This is a genomic window from Pseudoxanthomonas sp. 68-E7, assembly GCF_057773145.1.
In genome coordinates this window covers 16,904-36,032 of record NZ_JBYMTI010000010.1, presented here as the reverse complement: position 1 = coordinate 36,032, position 19,129 = coordinate 16,904, and the positions used below count along the sequence as shown (strand labels likewise).

15 protein-coding genes are annotated in these 19,129 nt (G+C 68.3%); 8 read left to right on the top strand and 7 right to left on the bottom strand.

The features are described 5' to 3' along the window. The first annotated feature begins 23 nt into the window (after positions 1-23). Complete coding sequence (locus AC3DE2_RS19785; protein WP_488427506.1) at positions 24-689, top strand: DUF998 domain-containing protein; 666 nt, start codon at positions 24-26, stop codon at positions 687-689. Between the two features lies 1 nt (position 690). Here the strand turns inward: AC3DE2_RS19785 and AC3DE2_RS19780 are convergent, their stop codons facing one another. Then, positions 691-2,622, bottom strand: coding sequence for an alpha/beta hydrolase family protein (locus tag AC3DE2_RS19780; RefSeq protein WP_488427538.1), 1,932 nt, complete (start codon positions 2,620-2,622; stop codon positions 691-693). A 277-nt stretch (positions 2,623-2,899) separates the two neighbouring features. On the opposite strand from AC3DE2_RS19780, the gene AC3DE2_RS19775 reads away from it, so the two are divergent. Beyond that, positions 2,900-3,229: an excalibur calcium-binding domain-containing protein gene (locus tag AC3DE2_RS19775; protein WP_295382890.1), complete on the top strand. Its 330-nt coding sequence runs from the start codon at positions 2,900-2,902 to the stop codon at positions 3,227-3,229. Positions 3,230-3,302: 73 nt separating this feature from the next. Here the strand turns inward: AC3DE2_RS19775 and AC3DE2_RS19770 are convergent, their stop codons facing one another. From AC3DE2_RS19770 to AC3DE2_RS19760, 3 genes are all read right to left on the bottom strand, one after another. Continuing rightward, entirely contained in the window at positions 3,303-4,256 is a 954-nt protein-coding gene (locus tag AC3DE2_RS19770; RefSeq protein WP_488427537.1) for a polysaccharide deacetylase family protein, read from the bottom strand. A 123-nt stretch (positions 4,257-4,379) separates the two neighbouring features. After that, positions 4,380-5,216, bottom strand: coding sequence for an arylamine N-acetyltransferase family protein (locus AC3DE2_RS19765; protein ID WP_488427505.1), 837 nt, complete (start codon positions 5,214-5,216; stop codon positions 4,380-4,382). 146 nt (positions 5,217-5,362) lie between these two features. Next, positions 5,363-5,554 (bottom strand): hypothetical protein, encoded by a 192-nt coding sequence (locus tag AC3DE2_RS19760; RefSeq protein ID WP_295382860.1) that lies wholly within the window; start codon positions 5,552-5,554, stop codon positions 5,363-5,365. Positions 5,555-5,869: 315 nt separating this feature from the next. Between AC3DE2_RS19760 and AC3DE2_RS19755 the strand changes: the two genes are divergently transcribed. Next, entirely contained in the window at positions 5,870-8,932 is a 3,063-nt protein-coding gene (locus AC3DE2_RS19755) for a discoidin domain-containing protein (protein ID WP_488427536.1), read from the top strand. 88 nt (positions 8,933-9,020) lie between these two features. Here the strand turns inward: AC3DE2_RS19755 and AC3DE2_RS19750 are convergent, their stop codons facing one another. Beyond that, positions 9,021-10,217, bottom strand: coding sequence for a serine hydrolase domain-containing protein (locus AC3DE2_RS19750; RefSeq protein WP_488427504.1), 1,197 nt, complete (start codon positions 10,215-10,217; stop codon positions 9,021-9,023). A 189-nt stretch (positions 10,218-10,406) separates the two neighbouring features. Between AC3DE2_RS19750 and AC3DE2_RS19745 the strand changes: the two genes are divergently transcribed. Further along, positions 10,407-11,513 carry a DNA glycosylase AlkZ-like family protein gene (locus AC3DE2_RS19745; protein WP_488427503.1) on the top strand — a complete coding sequence of 369 codons (1,107 nt, stop codon included), beginning with the start codon at positions 10,407-10,409 and terminating at the stop codon, positions 11,511-11,513. Positions 11,514-11,546: 33 nt separating this feature from the next. On the opposite strand, the gene AC3DE2_RS19740 is transcribed toward AC3DE2_RS19745, so the two are convergent. After that, positions 11,547-12,569 (bottom strand): hypothetical protein, encoded by a 1,023-nt coding sequence (locus tag AC3DE2_RS19740; protein WP_295382867.1) that lies wholly within the window; start codon positions 12,567-12,569, stop codon positions 11,547-11,549. A gap of 307 nt (positions 12,570-12,876) precedes the next feature. Further along, a complete protein-coding gene (gene aceE / locus AC3DE2_RS19735) occupies positions 12,877-15,570 on the bottom strand; it encodes a pyruvate dehydrogenase (acetyl-transferring), homodimeric type (RefSeq protein ID WP_488427502.1) in 2,694 nt (897 codons plus the stop codon). A gap of 235 nt (positions 15,571-15,805) precedes the next feature. Here aceE and AC3DE2_RS19730 point away from each other — a divergent pair, with 235 nt between their 5' ends. Genes AC3DE2_RS19730 through AC3DE2_RS19715 form a run of 4 tightly spaced genes read left to right on the top strand, consistent with a single transcriptional unit; the run spans position 15,806 to position 19,037 of the window. Then, positions 15,806-17,800, top strand: a complete 1,995-nt coding sequence (locus AC3DE2_RS19730; protein ID WP_488427500.1) for a SpoIIE family protein phosphatase — start codon at positions 15,806-15,808, stop codon at positions 17,798-17,800. Further along, a complete protein-coding gene (locus tag AC3DE2_RS19725) occupies positions 17,794-18,231 on the top strand; it encodes an ATP-binding protein (RefSeq protein WP_295382873.1) in 438 nt (145 codons plus the stop codon). The genes AC3DE2_RS19730 and AC3DE2_RS19725 overlap by 7 nt, the downstream gene beginning before the upstream one ends. Then, on the top strand, positions 18,228-18,611 hold the full coding sequence (locus AC3DE2_RS19720) for an STAS domain-containing protein (protein ID WP_295382875.1): 384 nt from the start codon (positions 18,228-18,230) through the stop codon (positions 18,609-18,611). Before AC3DE2_RS19725 ends, AC3DE2_RS19720 begins: the two co-directional genes overlap by 4 nt. A gap of 51 nt (positions 18,612-18,662) precedes the next feature. Continuing rightward, the gene (locus AC3DE2_RS19715) at positions 18,663-19,037 is read left to right on the top strand and encodes an STAS domain-containing protein (protein ID WP_295382876.1); all 375 of its coding nucleotides are present in this window, start codon (positions 18,663-18,665) and stop codon (positions 19,035-19,037) included. Positions 19,038-19,129: the final 92 nt, after the last annotated feature.

Below are 19,129 nucleotides of genomic sequence, written 5' to 3'. Positions count from 1 at the left end.
CGTGGATCGCTACCATCGCATCCATGTCATTCCACGTTTCCCCGGATCCCACCCCACCTCTCGCTCCCGCATCAGGCATCGCGGCGCCGGCCTGGACGCGCGCGCTCGCCGCGGGCGTGCAACTGGCTTGCACCGCGTTCCTGTTGATCGCGCTGGCACTGCAATTCCTGCGCCCGGATCTGGACTGGATGCGCACGCCGCTGAGTTTCTATCTGGTGGGCCCGTATGGTCCGTTGTTGCAGGGCGCGTACGGACTGCTGTCGCTGGGCCTGGTCGGACTGGGCATGTCCGCCTATCGCAGTGGCGCGGCCCACGCGCGCAGCGCCGCGCCGCTGTTGCTGTTCGTCATCGCGGGCACTGCCTTGATCGTCACCGCGCTGGCGGAGACGCCTTTTCCGGGACGTGCACTGACGCTGCAGGGACTCGTGCACGGATTGGCCGCGCAGACCGCGTTCCTCTGCGTCACCGTGGCGATGCTGCTGCAGGCCTGGCGCTGGCGTGCCGATCCGGGATTCCGGCACCGCTTCGCCGCCGCCTTCGGGTTGGCGGCGATCTGTTTCCTGGCCCTGTGGGTGCACGTACTCGCACGCGAGCTGCCGCGCGGCGCGAGCCAGAAGGCGGTCATCGTCCTGATCGGCCTCTGGCTGCTGCGGGTGTCCGGCTGGGTACGCCGCGACCGGCGCGCCTGATTCAGCGGGCAGTCTTGCCGCCCAGATGGCGTGACAGGAACGCCAACAGGCGCGTGTAGTACTCACGCCGGTGTTCCTCGGTGTAGAACCCGTGGCCTTCGGTCTTGTAGTACAGCGTTTCCACCGGCACCCCGGCCTGTTTCAGCGCCTTCTCCATGCGCTCGGAGTGCGCGAGCGGCGCGCGCTCGTCGCGTCCGCCGGCAGCCAGGAACACAGGCGCCTTGATGCGCGAAGCCAGGGTGGTCGGCGAACGCTCCGCCAGGCCATCGGGCGGTCCCATCCATTCGCCGGCCCAGGTCTTGCCCGAGCGGCTGCGATTGGACTGGCGCCTGTGCATCAGCCGCAGGTCGTAGACGCCGACATAGCCGGCGGCGCAACGATACAGTTCCGGCTCCCGGGCCGCGCCCATCAGTGCCGCGTAGCCGCCGTAGCTGGCCCCATAGATGCAGATGCGCGACGGGTCGGCGATGCGCTGATCGATGGCCCAGCGCGTGGCGTCGGTGAGATCGTCCTGCATCCGTCCGCCCCACTCGCGCGCGCCCGCCTGCACGTGCGCGCGCCCATAGTTGCCGGAACCGCGATAGTTCACGCGCAATACGGCGTAACCGGCTTCGGCGAGCATCTGCGCTTCGCCGTCGAATCCCCATTCGTCGAAGATGCCGAACGGACCGCCATGCGGGAGCAGCACCATCGGCGCCTGTGATCCCGCGTCGCGCGGCAGGGTGAGGTAACCGTACAGCGGCAGGCCGTCCCGCGCCTCCATCTGCACCACGCGGGTGGGCAGGACGACGGCCGGATCGAACCATTCGCGGGTGGAGAACACCCGATCCGCCTTCTTCTCGACAGTGTCGAACAGGAAATAGTCGCCGTGATTGCGGTCGCTCCACACGAACAGCAGTGCCAGTCGCCCGTCCGTGGTGATCGAGGTCATGTATACGCCATGCCCCGGGAACGCGCGTTCCAGCGCGCGGTAGAACCGCGCGGTCTTCCCTTTCTCGTCGAAGAAGGCGTTGCGTACGCCATCATGCACGTAGGACACGCCAATCGGCGTCCGCCCGTCGACATCGTAGAGTGTCCGGAAGGGATCCACGACGGGGTCCCGCAACAGTTCGGTGCGCTTTCCGTCCGCCGGATTCCAGGCGACGATCGCGTCCGGTCCATTCTTCTGTTCCACCTGCAGATAGGCGGTGAGGCCATCGGCGGAGAATCCAAGTGGAAACTCGCGATGCCGGGTTTCGTTCTCGTCGTTGATCAGGCGCCAATCGGCGCGGTTGTCGCCACGATAGTAGAGCCGGCTGGCGTTATCGACATCGGCACCGTGCGCGAAACGGACCACGCCAGCCCTGTCGGTGGTGAAGTCCGCGCGCCGCACGGGCGGTACGGCCTCGGTAATCCGGCGTCGCGTGTAGATATCGAGCCGATCGATCGAGATATTGGGATCGGTCGTCAACGGCATCGCCGCGACCAGTACGTTGCGTTCGTCATCCGGCAGCGTGTCGGCGAGGAAAACCGCGCGCGGTGGACCCGGCGCCTCGGTGCGGCTTCCGATCTCGCCGGTGCCGAACGGACTGGCCAGCAGGCGCGCCTGGCTGCCATCGGCATTCACCGCATGCAGTTGACCCAGCACGGACGGTTCATCGCGCGAGCCCAGCCGTTCGGCCATCGACACGACCACCCGCTCGTTGTTCGCCCACCAGAAATCGTCCACCACCGAATCCCGGTCGCCGCCGACCTTGGCGGTGATCGCGCGATCCGATCGCCGGATGATCGCCAGCACGGTGCGGTCCTCGAGCGGCACGGTGACCGCGTAGTAGTCGCCGGTGGGCGAGATCTTGATGCGTTCGAACTGGTCCGGCCGCAGATACGGCGCCAGATCCACGGTGCTTCCGGCATCGCTTCCCTGCGCCCACGCCGCCACCGGCGCCAGGCACATCCACAGCCAACCCCATTTGCGCTTGCGCATCCCCGGTTCCCGAATCCCTGGCAATTCCCGCATGCCCCGTGCACGCGCCCCGGGGCGCATCGTCGCAGTTGGCACGATTCCCGTCCATGGGCCCCAGGGGTCAACTACTGACGTGGCACGACGCCCGGCGCGCCTCCACCCGTCGCGTGTCCCGGCGGCATGTGCTTGAAAAGTCGGAAGTTCCCGTGATGGCACGAAGCCTGCGAGTTTCCAGGCGTGGGGATGGGGGAGAACGGGCGTGAGGCGGATGTGGGTGGTGCTGGCCGGGTGCGCGTTGGGGAACGCCGCCTGGGCCCATAGCGGCGGTCTTGACCGGCATGGATGCCATACGCAACGGTCGACCGGCGAGTATCACTGCCACCGCGGTGGCACGGCGCCGCCTCGCGCCCGTTCGACGCCCGCGTCCGAATCACTGCGCCTGGACGCGGCCCCCGCATCGAACAACCGCCCGTTTCGCAACTGCGCGGAGGCGCGCGCCCACGGTGCCGCGCCGGTGCGACGCGGCGATCCCGGCTACGGCGCGCACCTGGATCGCGACAACGACGGCATCGGTTGCGAGCCCTATCGCGGGCGCTGACCGCGCGGCCGCATCGCCGGCAAACCCGCGGCGCCGGGAATGGCTCCGTTCCCTCGCCGACAGCGAGGACGCGTCACTCGCCGTCCACGCCGGCCAGGTCCATCACCCATTTCGGTACCGCCGGTTCACCGGCATAGAACACCTTCGGTTTCTTCTCGGCCATCGCCCAGCGATGCAGCCAGCTCGGTCCGAAGCGGCCGTCGTAGCCCGTCTCGCCGCGCGCATAGGCGGGATCGCGCAAGGCTTCTTCCAGGGTCACGAACCGATAGCCCCTTCGGCGCGCGCCGTCGACCAGGTCGGCGAAGGCCACCGCGTTGAGTTCGTTGGCATGCATCAACCAGACCTGCGGCAAGGCGTAGCCCAGCAATGCCTGCGACTGCCGCTCGTAGTAGTCGAGCTTGTTGAGCATGTACGGCACGTAGCCCTTGCGCAGGCGTTCAAGCGTGGCCTCGCGGTCGACGACGGCGGTACCGGCCAGCACGTTGGCGTAGGCGAAGGCCCAGACCCACTCGCCGTTGTCGACGGTGACCGGGGCGATGCGATAGCCATGCGCATCGAGAAAGGCGCTGAGCGCGGCGCGATCTTCCGGCGTTCGCCCGGCACGCAGATAGGGATGGCGGAACCAGCGCGGCGTGGCGCCACGCTCGGCCAGCAGCGGGCGCAGCAGGCGTTCGCCTTTCAGGATTTCCGCTTCGAACGCCGGCAGGCCGACCGCGTGCAGGTCGACGTGATCGTAGGTGTGGTTGCCGAGTTCGTAACCGGCATTGCGCCAATCGCGCAGCATCCGCAGGCGTTCGGGCTGCACGGCGCCGTCCACCTCCAGCTTGCCCTCGTTGACGAAGCCCACCACCGGCACGTCCGCACGACGCAGTTGCGCCATCAGGCGTGCGTGCCAGTCGGACAACCCTGCGACGGCCTTCTCGTCGAGACGCTGCCAGGGCAGGTCGTCGATGGTCACCGCGATGCGGCGTTGCGGCGCCGTCTCGCCAGCGGACACCGGCGTGGCGGGGGCGGTGGCCTGCGCCATGCAGGACCACAGAAGAAGCAGGGAACAGCACAGGCGGAACACGCGCATCGGCGCCTCTCGGCAGCAGGATTGTGCCGAGCTTATCGTGCGTGGCTCAGGGTCGCCCGTGCCGTTGGGCAACGCTCATGCGGTGGCGCCCACCGGGACCAGCAAGCGTTCGATGGCCGCGTGCAGGCCCGGTTGCGCCGGCACCCGCAAGCCGAATTCACGGCGCAGGACCTGGATCACCGCTTCCGCATCGGCCAGCGCATGGCGCTCGCTGGCCGCCCCCATGCGATGGAGGGCGAAACTGCCGCCCTTGAGGGTCTTGCGCCAGCCGGGGCCGGTGCGCGCCACCCGCAACTGATCCCGGAACGGCGATTCCGGATGGGTGGACACGTACCAGTTGCCCACCACGTAATCGATGTCGGCCTGTCGCTGCAGATCGAACAGATACAGCGGGCGCCATTCGCCGGCCACCCGCGCGCGCAGGGTGTACTGGCCGTCCGCCTGTTCCAGTCGATACGACTCGTGCGGCGTGGCCTGCGCGTCCGGACTGTCCAGGCGCAGCGGCGCGGTCGGCACCATGCCGCCGAAGCCAACGTCGGTGATCCACGACTGGCCGTCCAGTTCGACCAGCACCAGCATGTGCGTGCGCGCGGGCACGGCATCGGCGGTGCCCTCCATGAGCACCCGGCCGGTCAGGCCGCGCGCCTCGAAGCCCAACTGCTGCAGCAGGGCCAGGAACATGCGGTTGAGTTCGAAGCAGTAGCCGCCGCGGCCTTCGAAGAGCAGTTTGCGTTCCAGTGACGGCAGATCCAGCGGCACTGGCATGCGCAGCAGGGTGGACAGGGTTTCGAACGGGAATTCGGCGGTATGGCGCGACTGGAGTTCGCGCAGGCTGTCCAGCGTGGGCGGCGGCGCGGCGGCGTAACCCAGGCGTTGCAGGTAGGGATAGGCGTGCTGCAGGGTCGGGAGCATGGGAATCGGCAGCGGGATGGGGGCCCGTGACAGTGCGCCCTCAAGCGTGCTTGAGGTCAAGCCTGTCCCCGGCGGCCGCGCCGATCCGCGGCCGCCCCGCACGTCCGGCCGGGCGGCATCGGACGCTTCAGTCCGCCGCACCCGCGCTACCGCGCCTGCCGGAAGCGCCAGCGGTAGTTGTTGCCTGGCAGGACCGGCAGGGTGTCGCGGTAGGCGCGCATGCGTTCCTCATTGGTTGGGGCCGTTGGAACCGCATGGCGCGCGGGGTGCTGCAGGGAAAGGAACGCCAGCGGCCCCAGGGTGGCCCGCATGGCGCGGATGAAGTCCGAATCGTTCATGGCGCACCTGCCTCGATGTCGTGGCGATGGCGCACCCGGTGCGGGCGGCGAAGAAACCGCCCGCAGGCCGGTGCTTCGATCGGTACAACGCGGCGGTGATCCGGGATCGGCCAGTGGCGCGGCGACCTCCGGGGCCGTTCCCGGTCGCACCAGTGGCCCGATGCCGCAGCGCAACTCGCATGTAAACGTTTACATCACTAGTATCCGGGCCATCCGCGGGTTTCCGCGGCCTCCCTGCCATACCGAGGGCCTGCGATGTCCGGTTCCACCGCTTCCCCCCGCACCCGCCTCACCCATCGCCACGCACTGGCCCGGATGGCCCTGGCTGCCTTGGCCGTCCTGCTCGGGCTGCCGCTGGCGCAGGCCCAACCTGCGCCGCAGCCGCTGCCGCCACGTGGCGAGTGGAAGGCCAGCAGTTCCTCCACGGCCAACCCGGCCATGAGCCCGGCAATGGGCATCGACGGCAATCCGAAGACCTATTGGGGCGGGCCATTCTCGGCCGGCCACTGGTACCAGGTGGATCTGGGCCGCACCAGTCCAGTGGGCGGCGTGCTCATCCAGTGGGAGGGCGGCTTCGCCACCCATTACCTGATCCGCTATTCCAGCGACGGCCAGCAATGGCGGGACGCGGTGCGCGTGACCGGCGGCAAGGGTGGCATCGAATACGTGATGTTCCCGGCGGTGCAGGCGCGCTACCTGCGTCTCGCCACACCGGAACGCACCGCCGACTGGGGCGTGTCGGTGGGTGAATTCGAACCGGTCGCGCACGCGCCGCGCCTGCGTGGCGTCATGGGCGCGGGTGATACCGATGCGCTGTGGACAGGCCACGCGGCACGCGTGCTGGACAAGCGCAGGCCGCTGGAAATCGAGCTGCCGCGCCCCTTGCCACTGGCCGGCCTGGAAGTCACCTGGAAGACACCACCCGGCCGCGCACGGCTGGAGGCGCGCGGCCCCGACGGCCGCTGGACGACGCTGGCGGAAGAGCCGGTCGTCGAAGGTGCATCCTCCTTCCTCGCCGCGCCCGAGGTGCACGAGGCCAGCGCGTTGCGGCTGGTCACCGAGGGTGGCGACGGCGCGATCGTGGACCGATTGGAACTGCTGGGCCCCAAGCGGCTGATGACCCCGCTCCGGCGCTACGAGATCGCCGCCGCGCGCCGCCACCGCGATCTGTTCCCGTCCTCGCTGCACCAGCAGCAGGTGTACTGGACCGCGGTCGGCATTCCCGGTGGCCAGCAGAAATCGGTGTTCGACGAATACGGCAACCTGGAAGCGTTCAAGGGCGCGCCGCTGGTGCAGCCGGTGTGGCGCGATCGGGATGGACGCACCGCCGCCGCCTTCAACAAGGAACTGCGCCACAGCCTGCGCGAGGGCTGGATGCCGATGCCGGCAGTGGAGTGGTCGCCGCAACCAGGACTGTCGCTGCGCAGCGAAGCGATTGCGGTGGAACAGGACGGCGCGCCGGTCACCCTGGTCCGCTACCGCCTGCACAACACCGGCGACCAGCCGGTGGACGGCCAACTCGCGCTGCTGACGCGGCCGATGCAGATCAGCCCGCCCTGGCAGAACGGCGGTCTTTCTCCCCTGCATGCCATCGCGGTGGAAGATGGCGCGGTGCGGGTGAACGGGCGACGGCTGTTCCAGTCGTTGACGCCGCCTTCGGCCGCGGGCGTGGCCGCGTTCGGCAAGCATGGCGAAGGCGAAATCACCCGTCACGCGGCGAATGGCGATGTTCCCGCCTCCCGCGACGTCGAGGATCCGGACGGCCTGGCCGCGGCGATCCAGCAGTATCCGGTGAAGCTGCAGCCAGGCGAGCATCGCGATGTCGTCATCGCCTTCGCGCTCGGCAACGCACGCATCGACACCCAGGCCAGGCAATGGCCGGATTCACCCGCGCTGGACATGGCCGCCCTGAAGGCGGGCGACGCCGCCGGCTTCGACGCGCTGGCCGACGCGATCGCGCGGCAGTGGCAAACACGGCTGGGCCGGATCGGCCTGAGCCTGCCGGATGCCTCGCTGGTCGACATGCTGCGCGCGCAGGCCGCCTACATGCTGATCAACCAGAGTGGCCACGCGATGCAGCCGGGGCCGCGCAACTACAACCGATCCTTCATCCGCGACGGCGCGGCGACCGCGGCGATCCTGCTGCGCATGGGCATGAGCGATACCGCGCGCGACTACCTGCGCTGGTACGGCAGCCATGCCGTGCATCCGAATGGCCTGGTCTCCCCGATCCTCAACGACGACGGCTCGGTCAACACCGGTTTTGGCTCGGATCTGGAATACGACAGCCAAGGCCAGTTCATCTGGCTGGTGGCGGAAATCGCGCGCCTGGACGGCGGCGCCGCCAGCGTCCGCGACCACCAGGACCAGGTGAAGCGCGCGCTGCGCTTCCTGCAGGAGCTGCGCGAACGCACGATGGTGCCCGGCTACCAGGCCGGACGCGAGGCGCCGGAGCGCTTCCACGGCATCATCGCGCCCTCGATCAGCCATGAAGGCTACCCGGTGCCGACCCACAGCTACTGGGACGACTACTGGGCGCTGAAGGGCTGGCATGACGGCGCCTGGCTGGCAGAACAATGGGGTGACCGGGAAACGGCCGCGTGGGCGCGCGAACAATACGCCGCGCTGCGTGCATCGGTGGCCGCCTCGCTGCGCACGACGATGAAGTGGAAAGGCATCGACTTCATCCCGGCTTCGGCCGATCTGGGCGAAAGCGATCCCACCAGCGTCTCCATCGGCCTGGATCCGACCGGCCAGCAGGATCTGATGCCCGCCGATGCGCTGGCCCGCACCTTCGCCCGCTACCTGGCCGACGTGCGCAAGCGCACGCCCGACGCGCTGTATGCGTACACCCCATACGAAATGCGCAACGTGCTGACCTACGTGCATCTGGAGCAGCCGGCCGAGGCCAACGAACTGCTGCAGAACCTGCTGCGCCACCGCCGTCCCGCCGAGTGGCAGGTGATTGCCGAGGTGGCCTATTCGGATCTGCGCCACGCGATCTATCTGGGCGACATGCCGCATACCTGGATCGGATCGGAGTACGCGCGCTCGATCTTCGGCATGCTGATGTACGAGGCCGATGATCACCTGTCGCTGCTGCCCGGCACGCCGCCGGAATGGGTGGCCGGTGAAGGCCTGTCCATCGACGGCCTGCCCACCGCCCACGGCACGCTGAAGCTGCGCGCGCGCCGCGAAGGCGACCGGTTGCAGGTCTCGCTGGGCGAGGGCCTGCATGCGGATGTACCCGTCACGGTCGCCTGGCCGGGACGCATCGCGCCGAAACGGGTGACCGTCGATGGCCGCCAGGTGCGCGGCTTCGACGCCAGGGGCGTGCGCCTGGCCCGCCCGTTCAAGGAACTGGTGGCGCAGTGGTGACAGCTCCGCTCGGAGCCCAGGGAAAAACGGGACCGGCCGGTCCCGTTTCCCCTTGCCTCCGCCGCGCAATGGTGGAGCGGGCTTCGCGCTACGGCGCCGCCAGACCTTCCTCGACGGCTGAAAATGCCGAACGCCCGCCGGCCCGCGCTTCCGGCACGCCGGTCGCGAAGTAGACCACGCCGGTGCCGCCGGCCGGATCGACCCACAGGCCGGACAGCAGGCCATAGGCCGACCCGGAATGGCCGAAGCGTGCGATGCCGTCACCGAACGGATCGTCATGGCATCCGCTGGCCGGCGTCGCCAGGGTCTGCACCGCCAGGCCATAGCGGCAGAAGAAGCCACGCCCACCCTGCCCGCTCTCGTCTTCCTCGGACGTAAGTCCGTTGCCGGGCGCGTAGGTCCATTGCGGCGCGACCAGGGTCCGCACCGAGGCTGGTTGCAGCAGGCGCACGCCGTCCAGCTTGCCCTGGCCCAGCAGCAGGCGGCCGATTTTCGCCAGCCCGTTCGCGGAGATCCGCAGCCCCCCCTGCGGCGAGAACAGCGCGCCGTTGTCGCCGGCCCGCCATCGCGCGAGATCGCAACTTCCATCGGCGGCGGGCACCACCGGACATGCCGGACGACGTCCATGATGGTCGTCGCGCACCGGCTGGCGCGCCTGGTCATACAACACCACCGCGCGCGCGGCGGTCGCATCGTCGCAGCTGGCCCAGTTGAAGCAGCCATCGATGGCCAGCGGTTGCAACACCAACCGCTGCATCAATCGGTCGAAGCGCTCGCCGGTCGCCTTCTCCATCACCGCCGCGATCAACGGAAAGTCCAGATTGGCGTAGCGGAAGAAGGTGCCCGGCGCATGCGCCGGATCCCAGGCGCGTGGATCGGCCAGCACGTCCTGCAACAGCCCGCCCAGCGGCACCTGGTAGTAGCCCGCCGCGTCGGTCAGGCCGGCGCGATGCGAGAGCAGCAGGCGCAGGGTGATCGGCGCATCGGGAAAGGCCGGGTTGCGCAGTTGCCAGCCCAACCAGCGCGACACGTCGGCATCCAGCTCCAGTTGCCCGGCCTCGACCAGCCGCATCACGCCAATCGCGGTGACCAGCTTGGATATCGATGCGATGCGCACGGGGTCCTCCGCCGTCATCTCGCGCCCGGCTGCGATATCGGCCAGGCCCTGCGCGCGGGTGGAGACGATGCCATCGCGGTCGAAGGCGACGCGGACGGTCGCGACAGGTTCGCCGGCACGCGATGACATCGTGGCGAACAACAGTACAAACAGAACCCCGGCACGCACCATCCCCATCCTCTCGTGAAGTCGCCCGGCGCATGCACCTTCGATCCCTCCCGGGATCCGCGCGCACCCGCCGGTGCTGCTGGCCGAAGCGTACTCCATCCCGCCCCGCGAACGACCGCGACGGCGTGGGCTGGGTTACGGCGCGACAGACGATCTGCAGGCGACCGGCATCATGTTCTAATCCACACGATGCCCATGACGCCCTCCCTCGACGACCTGCGCCGCTATGCGGTGGCGCGCACCCTGTTCACCCCGACCACGCTGCTGGCGGCTATCCGACGCCTGGGTTTCGTCCAGGCCGATCCGATCCGCGCGCCCGCGCGTGCGCAGGATCTGACCCTGCGCCATCGGGTGAAGGACTACCGCGCCGGGGATCTCGAGCGCCGCTATGCGCGGCTGCCGGTGGAAGAAGACTGCCTGGTCAATTACGGGTTCCTGCCACGCGAGCATCTGGCCTTGATGCATCCTCGTGTGTCCTCGCGCCCGTGGGATGCGCGGACCCGCCGCAAGGCCGCCGAGGTGCTGGCGTTCGTGCAGTCGCGCGGCGCCGTGCATCCGCGCGAAGTCGAACAGGCCTTCGCACACGGGCGGGTGACCAACTACTGGGGCGGCACCAGCAACGCCAGCACCCATCTGCTCGATGGCATGCACTACCGCGGCATGCTGCGCGTGCAGCGTCGCGACAGTGGTACCCGCATCTACGCCGTCGCCAACCATGCCTCCACCGACGATGGCGAAACGGCGCGCGTCCAGCGCGCCGCCAGCCTGCTCGATTTGATTGTGCGCAAGTACGCGCCCCTGCCCTCGGCCAGCCTGACCTACCTGGCGCGATTGCTGGGTTACGGCGCGCCCCATCTGGCGAAACAGATCCAGATCGCGCTGCAACAAGCGCGCGCGCAATTGCCCGGTTGCACGATCGACGGCACCACCTGGTTCTGGCCGGTCGATGAAAACCCGCGCTCGCGGCGTTACCGGATAGACCAACAGGTCCGCCTGCTGGCCCCGTTCGATCCGGTGGCCTGGGATCGTCGCCGCTTTGAGTTGCTGTGGGGCTGGGCCTACAAATTCGAGGCCTATACCCCGGCGGCCAAGCGTCGTTTCGGCTACTACGCGCTGCCGTTGCTGTGGCGTGACCAGGTAATCGGCTGGGCGAACGTCAGCGTGCAGGACGGCCGGCTGCAGCCGGACTTCGGCTACGCCGGGCGATCGCCAGCGAAGGATCCGGCTTTCCGCAACGCGCTCGAGGATGAACTGGAGCGCATGACGCGGTTCCTGGCCGGGCCCGTTGCGGCCTGATCACGGCGATTGCCGGAACTCCCGGAACAACGCCTACTTCACGCACGCGCCCAACTGGTTCTCCGCGTACCACAGCGCGCGCCGCGCCTGGTCATAGGCGGTATCGCCACGACGCGGCAGCATCTGCCGGGCCATGACCGGATCCGCGCCGTGGGCGATGGCGTACTCGACCTGCTCCAGTTCGGTGAGATGACCACGCACGGTCGCCAGCAGTTTCTGCACGCGCGCGGCATCACATGAGGCTGCGCGTTTCTGCAGCGCCTCCAGCGCGGTGCGGATGCGGCGGCTGGCTTCACCCGACAGCCCCGGCGCCTTCTCGTAGGCGATCGGCGCGGCCTTGTAGGCGTTGCCGGTTCCGGCGCGTCCGAGGTCCGATGCGTTGTCGTGGTTCTGCGGATTGAAGCCCACGTCCGGCGGCGGCCGCGCGCGCACCGTCTGCCGTTCTTCGCCGAAGATCTTCTTGCCGATCGCCGCCAGGCCATCGCCCAGCTTGCGCGCGGCCTGCTGGCCGAGGGTGCCATCGCTGGCCCAGGTACCGCCGAATGGACCGCCATCGGGATCGACCTCGATCGGATTGGGCGGATACAGCAGGTCCCGGGCGCGCTTGAGCTCGCGTTCGTTGGGCAGGCCCGGCGGATTGGCGGGCGGCTCCGCTTTCGCCATCGGATCGATCCGCGCCTGTGGCGGCAACCTCGCCCGGCCGGTATCGCGGTCGTAGAGGCGATCGACAACGCGGTTCTCGATCGGGATGGAAGGCGCGGGACGGCGCGCATCCACGCGCGGTGCATCGGCCGGCGCGACCGCGCGCGACGGCACGGCCATGTCCCGTGCCTGCGCGGTGGACGCCTCCGGTGGCCTGCCTGCCTGCGCGGGGGGTGGCAGCGATGGCGACCAGCGCGGTCGTTCCAGATAGACCACCCGCAGCGCGTCGTCGTCGCGGGTCGTGGGCAGCATGGGCCCCCTGAGCAGCAGTTTGCCGATCAGCAGCAGGATGGCGGCGGCGGTCGCGGCGGCGATGACGCGTGAAGCGGATTCATCGGGATAGGTGAATCTCACGCGTTCGATTGCCTTCGGGCGACGGGATGTGTGCGCTTTCAACGCGCGGACCGGATGCCGGTTGACCGATGTTGCCTCCGCAAGTTCCCTTCGTTGAAGTCCCTTGCCGGATCCGGCGCGCCGGCGTTTCTCCATTATTCATGCGTTCGCCGAGGCATGATGTTTGTTTTTCGTTTGGGTCCGGCGGCGTGGGGAAGGACGAGGCTGCCGCGCGCGAGCGGACATCGCGCGGAATCCGGGAATGGAAAGAGGGAAAAGAAAAGGGCGGCCAGCGGCCGCCCTTTTCCGTACATGCGGGAGGACGTGCTCAGACCCCGATCGGGTTGGCCTTCTCCACGTCGATCTTGTACTGCTTGATCGCGCGGGCGACGTCCTTGCCGGTCATCTTGCCTTCCTTCGCCAGCGCGGCGATGGCGGCGTGGGCAATGTAGTAGCGATCGACCTCGAAGAAGCGGCGCAGGTTGGCGCGGGTATCGCTGCGACCGAAGCCATCGGTGCCCAGCACGGTGTACTGCGTCGGCACGAAGGCGCGGATCTGGTCGGCATAGCCACGCACGTAGTCGGTGGCGGCGATGGCCGGGCCCTGGCGGCCTTCCAGTTGCTCGGTCACGTAGGCCTTGCGCGGCGCCTTGGCTTCCGGGTTCAGGCGGTTCCAGCGCTCGACGTCGAAACCGTCGCGGCGCAGCTCGTTGAAGCTGGGGCAGGACCAGATGTCGGCGGTGACGCCGAAATCCTTGTCCAGCAGTTCCGCCGCCGCGATCGCCTCGCGCAGGATGGTGCCGCTGCCGAGCAGTTGCACGCGCAGCTCGCCCTTCTTCGGCTTGCCGGCGTCCTTCAGCAGGTACATGCCCTTGATGATGCCGTCGGCCGCGCCTTCCGGCATGTCCGGATGGGCGTAGTTCTCGTTCATCAGGGTGATGTAGTAGTACTCGTCGATCTGCTCCTGCATCATCCGCTGCACGCCGTGCTGCAGGATCACCGCCACTTCGTAGCCGAAGGTCGGGTCGTAGCTGCGGCAGTTCGGGATCGCGCCGGCCAGCAGGTGGCTGTGGCCGTCCTCGTGCTGCAGGCCTTCACCGTTCAAGGTGGTGCGGCCGGCGGTGCCGCCGAGCAGGAAACCACGGGTGCGCATGTCCGCCGCCTGCCAGGCGAGGTCGCCCACGCGCTGGAAGCCAAACATCGAGTAGTAGATGTAGAACGGCAGCATCGGCACGTTGCTGACCGAGTAGCTGGTGCCGGCGGCCATCCACGACGCGATCGCGCCGGGTTCGCTGATGCCCTGCTGCAGCACCTGGCCGCTCTGGTCCTCGCGGTAGTACATCAGCTGGTCGGCATCGACCGGCTTGTACTTCTGGCCGAACGGCGCGTAGATGCCGATCTGGCGGAACATGCCTTCCATGCCGAAGGTACGCGCCTCGTCGGCCACGATCGGCACGATGCGCGGACCGATCTGCTTGTCGCGCAGGGTGATGTTCAGCGCCTGCACGAACGCCATGGTGGTGGAGATCTCGCGCTCGCCGGTGGACTTGAGCAGGCGCTCGTAGGTTTCCAGCTTCGGCGCCTCGAACGATTCGGCGGCCTTGCGCCGGCGCTGCGGCAGGTAGCCGCCCAGCGAGGCGCGGCGTTCCTTCAGGTACTGCACTTCCGGCGAATCCTCGCCCGGATGGTAGAACGGGACCTGCGCGGCCTCTTCCAGCTGCTTGTCGGTGATCGGGATGTTGAAGCGATCCCGGAAGGTGCGGATGGCGTCGTCGTCCAGCTTCTTGGTCTGGTGGGTCGGGTTGAGCGACTCGCCCGCCGAACCCATGCCGTAACCCTTGACCGTCTTGGCCAGGATCACCGTCGGCATGCCCTGGGTGTTCACCGCTTCGTGGAAGGCCGCGTAGACCTTGTGCGGATCGTGGCCGCCACGGTTCAGGCGCCAGATGTCGTCGTCGGAGAGGTTGGCGACCATCGCCGCGGTCTCCGGATACTTGCCGAAGAAATTCGCGCGCGTGTAGGCGCCACCGAAGGCCTTGCAGTTCTGGTACTCGCCGTCGACGGTTTCCATCATCAGCTTCTTCAGCACGCCGTCGGTGTCGCGCGCCAGGAGCGGATCCCAGTAGCTGCCCCACAGCAGCTTGATCACGTTCCAGCCGCCGCCGCGGAACACGCCTTCCAGTTCCTGGATGATCTTGCCGTTGCCGCGCACCGGGCCGTCCAGGCGCTGCAGGTTGCAGTTGACCACGAAAATCAGGTTGTCCAGGCCCTCGCGGCCGGCCAGCGCGATCGCGCCCAGGGTTTCCGGCTCGTCCGACTCGCCATCGCCGATGAAGCACCACACCTTGCGATCGGACTTCTCGATCAGGCCGCGGTGCTCCAGGTACTTCATGAACTGCGCCTGGTAGATCGCCGCCAGCGGGCCCAGGCCCATCGACACGGTCGGGGTCTGCCAGAAGTCCGGCATCAGCCACGGGTGCGGATAGGACGAGATGCCCTGGCCGTCGACCTCCATGCGGAAGTTGTCCAGCTGGGCCTCGTTGATGCGGCCTTCCAGGAACGCGCGCGAGTAGATGCCCGGCGAGCTGTGGCCCTGGATGAACAGCAGGTCGCCCGGATGCTTGTCGCTGGGCGCGCGCCAGAAATGGTTGAAGCCGACGTCGTAAAGGGTGGCGCCGGAGGCGAAGCTGGCGATATGGCCGCCGAGGTCGCCGGGCTTGCGGTTGGAGCGCACCACCATGGCCATGGCGTTCCAGCGGATGATGGAACGGATGCGCCATTCCATCGCCGCGTCACCCGGCGACTTGGCCTCGTTCTGCGGCGAAATGGTGTTGACGTATTCGGTGGTGGGCGAGAACGGCAGGTAGGCGCCCGCGCGGCGCGTCACCTCGACCATGCCTTCCAGCAGCTGATGTGCACGCAGGGCGCCGTTCTTCTCGATCACCGCCTGCATCGAATCGATCCATTCGCGGGTTTCCAACGGATCCGGATCGCTCTGCAACATCTCGTTCAACCAGTTCATTACCACTCCCAATCTGTCGCGCGGGACCGCGCGGACGTTGTCGTTTTCAGGACCTTGAAGTGTAGCGCACCGCCCCTGCCCCGATCTGGCTACGCGGGCGTATGGATTCGTGATTTTTTCGTTGCCCGGGCGGCTTTGACCACACCAAAATGAGACCTCTGGCGCTGCGCGCCGGGCACCCGGCCGACGTATCATCCGCGCAGGGGGACACATCGCAGGGATTCGGGGTTGCCGCATGAAGGGAAGTCGGCAGGACGGGGCTTTGTCGCCGGAGCGGACCGGCGTGGTGCATTGGCGCCGGAGCCTGCGCACCCGCATCGCGCTGTGGTCGGGCGTGGTCAACGTGGCCGTGCTCGTGCTGCTGGTGCTGGGCATCGCCTGGTTCGCGCGCAGGCTGATCATCGAGGACGCCCGCCGCGACACCATCGCCACGACCCAGGAAGCCGCCGAACGGCTCGACACCGCCCTGCGCGCGGTGATCATCACCACCAGCGGCCTGTCGGATCTGCTGGCCAATTCCAACCTGGATCCGGCCGAGCTGACCACCACGCTGCGGGCGATGGTCCGCGCCACCCCCGGCTGCGTCGGCGGCTTGCTGGTGGTTGAACCCGAACATCCCGGCCAGGCGCCGTTCGCGCGCTATATCAGCGCCCAGGGTCGGGACCGCGATTTCATCGCCGACGGCTACGACTACCGCGCCCAGGGCTGGTACCGGCGCACCGTGTCCGCTCCCGACGGCTGGTGGTCCGAGCCCTATCTCAACCGGACCGCCGGCGACATCTGGATGGTCACCTACAACCGCCCGCTGCGCCCGCAAGGCCGCGGCGTCACCACCCGCGGCATGGTCAGCCTGGACGTGCCGCTGTCCGAACTCACCGGCAGTTTCGAGAGCCTGGCCAACCTGCCGGGCTGGCGGGTCTCGCTGGTGGCGCCGGCCGGCACCCTGGCGGCCAACCCGGACGTGGGGGTGGCGGACAACCTGACCCTGGAACAGCACATCCGCCGCTCCGGCCGCACCGATCTGCAGCCCGCGGCCGACGCGACCCGCCTGCGCCGGCACCTGCAGCTGATGCATACCGACGCGCTGACCGGGGAGACCCGCTTCACCGTGATCGAGCCCATCGGCACGAGCGGCTGGACCCTGCTGGTGGCGCAGTCCTACGCGCTGGTCATGGCCCGGCTCGACCAGGCGCTGATCTGGCTGCTGGCCGGCGGGCTGGTGCTGGCGCTGCTGTGCACCCTGATCATCCGTCGCCTGGCCAGCCGCATCAGCCAGCCGGTGGAACAACTGACCGCCTCGGCCGCCTACCTGGCCGAGGGCCACTACGAGACCCCGGTGCCCTACACCCGCCGCCGCGACGAGGTGGGATTGATGGCGCGCACGCTGGAACACGCGCGCACCTCGATCCAGCGGCAACTGGCGGAGATCGAGGAAATGGGCGCGGCGCGGCAGAAACTGGAAAGCGAACTGGCCATCGCCCGCGACATCCAGCTGGCGATGCTGCCGCCGGGACGGGTGATTGATCGCGACGATCGCCACCTGGAAGTGTTCGCCCTGCTGGAGCCGGCCAAGGCGGTGGGCGGCGATTTCTACAGCTTCATCGAAGGCGGCGACGGCCGCCTGTGGTTCGCCATCGGCGACGTGTCCGACAAGGGCGTGCCGGCGGCGCTGTTCATGGCCCGCACGGTCACCGTGCTGGAAGTCGCGGCGCGGGCCGGCGATTCGCCTTCGGCCGTGCTGGCCGAAGCCTCGCGCCGGTTGGTGGAAGGCAACGACACCTGCATGTTCGCCACCGTGCTGTTCGGCTGCGTGGATCCGCGCAGCGGCCAGTGCGTGCTGGCCAGCGCCGGCCATGACGCGCCGCTGCTGCTGCATGCCGACGGCGCCTGCGAAATGCTGCCGGTCGCTTCGGGTCCGCCGCTGGGCTTTGAAATCAGCCGCGAATTCCCGCTGTGGCAGGGCCGGCTGCCGGCCGGCGCCACCCTGCTCGCCTACACCGATGGCGTCACCGAAGCCTTCGATCCGGGCCAGGACGCGTTCGGGCTGGAAAGGCTGATCGACGGCCTGCGTCCGGACGAAAGCGCGCGGGCGCAATGCGAGGACGTGATCGCGCGGGTGCATGGCTTCGCGCATCCGGCGCCGCAATCGGATGACATCACGGTGCTGGCCATGCGCCTGCGCCAGGATCACCGGACTCAACCCAGGGTGGAGGAGGCAGCCACATGCTGATACGCCTGATCGTGCCGGGCGAATACGCCCGCGTGGAAGATCTCAACGCTTCGCTGGAAGCCGTGCTCAACCGCCACGGAATGGCGCGTGCCATCCGCGACGATGTACGCCTGATCGTCGAGGAACTGGCCAGCAATGCCATCGACTACGGCGGCGAGCCCGCGGCCGGCACCGCCCAGCACGAGCTGTCGGTGGACATCAGCATCGAAGGCGATCTGCTGCACCTGGAGTTCCGCGACACCGGCGCCCCGTTCGATCCGCTCAGCGCGCCGGCCCCCGACCTGGACGCCGAAATCCAGGACCGCGCCATCGGCGGCCTCGGTGTCTACCTGATCCGGCAGCTTGCGCACCGGATCACCTACCAGCGCATCGACACCTGCAACGTCTTGCGCGTCAGCCTGCGCATCCCGCAGCCGGAGAGCGAACCATGAGCCTCGAAATCACCTTGCTTCCGCCCGGCCAGGGCAGCCAGCGCGTCACCGTGGCCGGCCGCCTGGACACCCACACCTACGAAGATCTGGACGAGGCGCTGGCGCCGCTGATGACGCCGCAGCTGCACTCGCTGGTGCTGGACCTGTCGCAGCTGGAGTACATCAGCAGCGCCGGCATCCGCTCGATCTTCAAGGCCCGCAAGACCCTGGCCGCGCATGGCGGCAAGGTACTGGTGGTGAATCCGCAGCCGCAGATCCAGAAGGTCTTCGATGTGGTCAAGGCCGTGCCGCTCAACGATATCTTCGGTTCCACCGCCGAAGCCGACGCCTATCTTGATGCGATGCAGCGCAAGGTCCTGCAGGGCGATGACAGCGACTGACGATGCCTGTCACACTTGCCGGCCAACCCGGGGCGCTCAAGGACACCGCGCATGAGTCTGGATATCGACGTCTATCCACCCGTCAACGGCAACCAGTACGTCGTGCTGGCCGGCCGGCTGGACTCGCATACCCATGAGGCGCTGGACGACCAGCTGGAAGCGCTGCTGGCCGGCAAGCCGCAGGCGCTGGTGCTGGATCTGGCGCACCTGGACTACATCAGCAGCGCCGGGGTGCGTTCGATCCTGAGGGCGCGCAAGGCGCTGGCGCCGCACGAGGGCAAGCTGCTGCTGGTGCATCCGCAGGAGCAGATCCGCAAGGTCATCGAGATCGTGCAGGCGGTGCCGATGGACAGCATCTTCGCCAGCGCCGAGGAAGCCGATGCCTACCTGGATGCGCTGCAGCGGCACATTCTCGGCGGACCGTAGTCCGCCAAGGGCAGACGCTTCTCAACCGCCGATTGGCGGGGCAGTCCCCCTCAATCCCCCTTTTTCCAGCGCCTTTCAACCGCCGGATGGCG

Coding starts and splice junctions, on each gene's coding strand:
- AC3DE2_RS19780 (WP_488427538.1), bottom strand. CDS start 2,622: ATGTGCCTGGCGCCGGTGGCGGCGTGGGCGCAGGGAAGCGATGCCGGA.
- AC3DE2_RS19755 (WP_488427536.1), top strand. CDS start 5,870: ATGGCCCTGGCTGCCTTGGCCGTCCTGCTCGGGCTGCCGCTGGCGCAG.
- aceE (WP_488427502.1), bottom strand. CDS start 15,570: ATGAACTGGTTGAACGAGATGTTGCAGAGCGATCCGGATCCGTTGGAA.
- AC3DE2_RS19775 (WP_295382890.1), top strand. CDS start 2,900: ATGTGGGTGGTGCTGGCCGGGTGCGCGTTGGGGAACGCCGCCTGGGCC.
- AC3DE2_RS19725 (WP_295382873.1), top strand. CDS start 17,794: ATGCTGATACGCCTGATCGTGCCGGGCGAATACGCCCGCGTGGAAGAT.
- AC3DE2_RS19760 (WP_295382860.1), bottom strand. CDS start 5,554: ATGAACGATTCGGACTTCATCCGCGCCATGCGGGCCACCCTGGGGCCG.
- AC3DE2_RS19730 (WP_488427500.1), top strand. CDS start 15,806: ATGAAGGGAAGTCGGCAGGACGGGGCTTTGTCGCCGGAGCGGACCGGC.
- AC3DE2_RS19765 (WP_488427505.1), bottom strand. CDS start 5,216: ATGCTCCCGACCCTGCAGCACGCCTATCCCTACCTGCAACGCCTGGGT.
- AC3DE2_RS19785 (WP_488427506.1), top strand. CDS start 24: ATGTCATTCCACGTTTCCCCGGATCCCACCCCACCTCTCGCTCCCGCA.
- AC3DE2_RS19715 (WP_295382876.1), top strand. CDS start 18,663: ATGAGTCTGGATATCGACGTCTATCCACCCGTCAACGGCAACCAGTAC.
- AC3DE2_RS19770 (WP_488427537.1), bottom strand. CDS start 4,256: ATGGCGCAGGCCACCGCCCCCGCCACGCCGGTGTCCGCTGGCGAGACG.
- AC3DE2_RS19745 (WP_488427503.1), top strand. CDS start 10,407: ATGCCCATGACGCCCTCCCTCGACGACCTGCGCCGCTATGCGGTGGCG.
- AC3DE2_RS19720 (WP_295382875.1), top strand. CDS start 18,228: ATGAGCCTCGAAATCACCTTGCTTCCGCCCGGCCAGGGCAGCCAGCGC.